Genomic DNA, 3774 nt, shown 5'->3' on the forward strand with positions numbered 1-3774 from the left:
GCCTTGGCGAGCTCGAGTGCGATTTCCTTGCCGATGCCGCTCGCGGCGCCCGTGACGACTGCGGTCTTGCCATTCAGATCTGCTGCCATGTCCGTCTCCTCCCGTTATCGGATCGAAAAAGTGCGTGCCCGCCACCGCGGCGTTCGCCGCATGATCAGCGCGGCGGGCCAGCCGTCATTGTGCACGATCGGCCCCGCCGTTCGCGCGCAAAACGTCTAAGCTTAAGGTCGGTTCTGTCACGCAGGAGATTCACATGCACTATCGACGGCTAGGCCGTTCCGGCCTGCAGATCAGCGCGCTTTCGCTCGGCTCGTGGGTCACGTACGGCAACCAGGTCGATCAGCGGGTTGCGCGCGAATGCCTCGCTGCAGCCCGCGACGCGGGCGTCAATTTCTTTGACAACGCCGAGGTCTACGCCGGCGGAAAGTCCGAGGAAATCATGGGCCACGCGCTCAAGTCGCTCGACTGGCCGCGCGTCAGCTACATCGTATCGACGAAGTTCTTCTGGGGGCTCGCGGAAGCACCGAACCAGTATCACACGCTGAACCGGAAATACCTGCTGAACGCGATCGACGGCTCGTTGCGCCGGCTCCAGCTCGACTATGTCGACCTCGTCTATTGCCATCGTCCCGATCCGAACACGCCGATCGAGGAAACCGTCTGGGCGATGAGCGACATGATCGCGCGCGGCAAGGCGCTGTACTGGGGCACGTCGGAATGGAGCGCCGACGAAATCCGCGCCGCATGCGAGATCGCCGAACGGCATCACCTGCGCAAGCCCGTCGTCGAACAGCCGCAATACAACCTGTTCCACCGCAAGCGGGTCGAGCAGGAGTATGCGCGGCTCTACGACGACTACGGTCTCGGCCTCACGACCTGGAGCCCGCTCGCATCGGGCCTGCTTACCGGCAAGTACCGCAACGGCGTGCCGCCAGGCAGCCGTGCGCAGTTGCAGGGTTACGACTGGATGCGCGACCGCCTGACCGATCAGGCCGCCAACGACATCGTCGAGCGGCTCGGCGACGTCGCGGCCGAACTCGGCTGCAGCACGGGCCAGCTCGCAATCGCGTGGGTGCTCGCGAATCCGCACGTGAGTTCGGTCATCACGGGCGCATCGCGGATCGAGCAGATCGGCGACAACATGCGCGCACTCGACGTGACTGCGAAGCTGACGCCGGACGTGAAGCAACGCATCGAGGAGGTGGTCGGCGACGCATTCGAATAAGGCGATGCACGGCCACTCGCGTACAATACGCGGCCGCATCGGTGCCCGGCCTGACGGCCGCGCACGATCGACCGCTTTCATCGATTCACCTTTCGTTTCAGGCAGCCCGCCATGCTCAGTTATCGTCACGGTTTTCACGCAGGCAACCACGCGGATGTGCTCAAGCACGCCGTCGTCGTCCAGCTGCTGCGCTACCTGAACAAGAAAGACAAGTCGTACTGGTACATCGACACGCACGCAGGCGCCGGCGTGTACTCGCTGCGCGACGGCTACGCGGCGAAAACGTCGGAATTCGACACCGGCATTGGCCGGCTGTGGAACGAAAAGAACCTGCCGGAAGCACTGGGCGAGTATGTCGACGAAGTCCGCGCACTGAACGACGATGGCGAGTTGCGCTTCTACCCGGGTTCGCCGTACATCGCCTGGCGGTCGATGCGCGAGCAGGACCGCATGCGCCTGTTCGAGATGCACACGACGGAAATCGACGTGCTGCGCCACAATTTCCGCGACGCGGGGCGACGCGCGATGATCTTCGCCGGTGACGGCTTCGAGGGGATCAAGGCGCTGCTGCCACCGCCGCCGCGACGCGCACTCGTGTTGATCGACCCGTCCTACGAGGACAAGAAGGACTACGCGCGCACGGTAAGCTGCGTGACGGAGTGTCTGAAGCGATTCGCGACGGGCTGCTATGCGATCTGGTACCCGCAGGTCACGCGGCTGGAGTCGCAGCGCTTTCCCGAGCAGTTGAAGCGCCTGCAACCGAACAACTGGCTGCACCTGACGCTGACGGTATCGAATCCGCCGACGGATGGCCTGGGCCTCTACGGCAGCGGAATGTTCATCCTGAATCCGCCGTACACGCTCGCGCAGAGCATGAACGAGGCATTGCCCTATCTGGTCGAGATGTTGGGGCAGGACAGCGGCGCCCGCTGTCAGATCGAGCACCGCGGCAACTGATCGGGCGACCGGCCCCGTTACGTTACGGCTGCGGCCTCGGCGCGAGCCGAGGCTGGTTGGCTGGCTGCCCACCCCAAGCCGGAACATTGATATACGGCGCGACGAACAACGGAACCGACGTGTTCGGCGCCTGCCCGGCCGGCGCACGCATGCCCGCCGGCTCGACGATCGGCTCCGACGACAACGGTGCTGTCTGCAATACCAATCCGCCCTTGCCGTCCTGGATACCGCGCTGCGTATCGAGCACCAGCGGTTTTGACGACGTTGCGGCACTGGCCGCGAGACCATGGACGAGTACGGCCGCGCCCAGAACGAGACGCGCGCGGGCACTGCGACGCACATCGAGACGCAAACGCATGATCGTGTCCTTCAGGATGAAAAGCAGGTCCATACCATAGCGCTGCACTGACGATTTCGCCAGATCCGGTGCACAAAAAAACAAAGCCCCGTCAAATACGGGGCTTGCTTATCGTTCAGTGCCACACGGCACCGGACGGTGACTCCGATTACAGCGAGTAGCCGTTGGTTTCGAGCGAGCGGATACGGCTCTCGAGCTGGACGATATCCGACGACGTGGCGAGGTAAGCCTCACGGCGCTCACGTTCTGCGGATTCGAACCAGTTGCTCAGCTTTTCGACGATGTAGGCGATCATGACATTCTCCAAGGAAGAGGGACCCCTGGTGAATCGAGATTCAGGGATTTCCCGTATAGGGTTATCCCGAATTATAGCGATGCCGCACCAAGATGCTAGTGAAATACTTGCATGGAAGCCATTCCAAATCGGAATGGGCGATCATTCGATGAGCCTAACACATTGATTTTTATAGGCATTGAAGCCGAGTCCATTTTGAGGCTCGAGTACACGCACTAATTTGGTTCATCTACGGGGTCGGCCAGGCGCGCCAAAATCGGGCATTCGGGCCGCCCGTCACCATGGCAGTGCGCGGCCAGGTCGGCCAGCGTGTCGCGCATGTCGCTCAGCTCCGCGATGCGTTTATCGAGTTCGGCCACGTGCTCGAGTGCGATCGACTTCACTTCGGCACTCGCACGGGAGCGATCCTGCCAGAGCATCAGCAGCTTGCGGATGTCCTCGACGAGAAAGCCAAGCCGCCGGGCTTGACGGATGAAGCGCAGGATATGGATTTCGTCCGCGCCGTAGATGCGGTAGCCGGCGTCGGTGCGCTTGCTTGGGGCAAGAAGGCCAACCTGTTCGTAGTACCGGATCATTTTTGCGCTGACTCCGGATTCGCGCGATGCATCGCCGATATTCATTCCCTGCCCTCTTCATCAAGCCCCTGTTTCGATCGTTAGCGTCGACGAATGCAATCGCCGACGACACGTCGATCGTATCAAATCACAGGACTTCGTTCCGCGATGGGGGCTGGCAGCAGGATGGAAGATGGAGGGATCTGGTGGGCGGTGAACGGGATGCGAGGAATCGGGCGCTTTTCTGTCGCCCTGTCTGCATTTCTGCCGCCGAAATGCAAAAACCCCCGCCTTTCGGGCGGGGGTTTTTGGCTTAGGGAGCCTGACGATTACCTACTTTCACACGGGAATCCGCACTATCATCGGCGTAGAGTCGTTTCACGGT

At 61.8% G+C, this 3774-nt stretch carries 5 protein-coding genes and 1 pseudogene; 2 read left to right on the forward strand and 4 right to left on the reverse strand.

Annotated features, from left to right (window positions below; all coding sequences use genetic code 11):
- Window positions 1–89, reverse strand: a pseudogene (locus DIE03_RS37880) (3-hydroxybutyrate dehydrogenase); the annotation flags it as partial.
- Window positions 90–253: 164 nt separating this feature from the next.
- Here DIE03_RS37880 and DIE03_RS37885 point away from each other — a divergent pair.
- Both DIE03_RS37885 and DIE03_RS37890 read left to right on the forward strand, forming a co-directional pair.
- Window positions 254–1225 carry an aldo/keto reductase gene (locus tag DIE03_RS37885; RefSeq protein WP_124457130.1) on the forward strand — a complete coding sequence of 324 codons (972 nt, stop codon included), beginning with the start codon at window positions 254–256 and terminating at the stop codon, window positions 1223–1225.
- A 111-nt stretch (window positions 1226–1336) separates the two neighbouring features.
- Window positions 1337–2182, forward strand: a complete 846-nt coding sequence (locus DIE03_RS37890; RefSeq protein WP_124457131.1) for a 23S rRNA (adenine(2030)-N(6))-methyltransferase RlmJ — start codon at window positions 1337–1339, stop codon at window positions 2180–2182.
- A 22-nt stretch (window positions 2183–2204) separates the two neighbouring features.
- On the opposite strand, the gene DIE03_RS37895 is transcribed toward DIE03_RS37890, so the two are convergent.
- The 3 genes from DIE03_RS37895 to cueR all read right to left on the reverse strand — a co-directional run bounded on the left by DIE03_RS37895 (window position 2205) and on the right by cueR (window position 3455).
- A complete protein-coding gene (locus DIE03_RS37895; protein ID WP_185658308.1) occupies window positions 2205–2573 on the reverse strand; it encodes a hypothetical protein in 369 nt (122 codons plus the stop codon).
- Window positions 2574–2688: 115 nt separating this feature from the next.
- A complete protein-coding gene (locus DIE03_RS37900; RefSeq protein ID WP_006478295.1) occupies window positions 2689–2835 on the reverse strand; it encodes a DUF3563 family protein in 147 nt (48 codons plus the stop codon).
- A 215-nt stretch (window positions 2836–3050) separates the two neighbouring features.
- Window positions 3051–3455 (reverse strand): Cu(I)-responsive transcriptional regulator, encoded by a 405-nt coding sequence (gene cueR / locus DIE03_RS37905; RefSeq protein ID WP_059583527.1) that lies wholly within the window; start codon window positions 3453–3455, stop codon window positions 3051–3053.
- Window positions 3456–3774: the final 319 nt, after the last annotated feature.

This window comes from Burkholderia sp. Bp8992, assembly GCF_003853705.1.
Taxonomy (GTDB): Bacteria; Pseudomonadota; Gammaproteobacteria; order Burkholderiales; family Burkholderiaceae; genus Burkholderia.